The organism is Sulfurovum xiamenensis (genome assembly GCF_030347995.1).
Taxonomy (GTDB): Bacteria; Campylobacterota; Campylobacteria; order Campylobacterales; family Sulfurovaceae; genus Sulfurovum; species Sulfurovum xiamenensis.
The window spans coordinates 1-423 of sequence record NZ_JAQIBC010000032.1 but is presented as its reverse complement, the minus strand read 5'-3'; the positions used below and the strand labels follow the sequence as shown (position 1 = coordinate 423).

The 423-nt window shown below is 50.4% G+C and carries 1 rRNA gene; it reads right to left on the bottom strand.

Annotation, left to right across the window (positions count from 1 at the left end):
* A 23S ribosomal RNA gene (locus tag PF327_RS11430) occupies nucleotides 1-423 on the bottom strand; the annotation flags it as partial.

Below are 423 nucleotides of genomic sequence, written 5' to 3'. Positions count from 1 at the left end.
GGTTGGTAAGTCGGGATGACCCCCTAGCCTTAACAGTGCTCTACCCCCAGTAGTATTCGTCCGAGGCGCTACCTAAATAGCTTTCGGGGAGAACCAGCTATCTCCGAGTTTGATTGGCCTTTCACCCCTAGCCACAAGTCATCCGCTAATTTTTCAACATTAGTCGGTTCGGTCCTCCAGTTGATGTTACTCAACCTTCAACCTGCCCATGGCTAGATCACCCGGTTTCGGGTCTATATCCAGAGACTGAACGCCCAGTTAAGACTCGGTTTCCCTACGGCTCCCCTAAATGGTTAACCTTGCCACTGAATATAAGTCGCTGACCCATTATACAAAAGGTACGCAGTCACCCCACGAAGAGGCTCCTACTGCTTGTACGTACACGGTTTCAGGTTCTATTTCACTCCCCTCACAGGGGTTCTT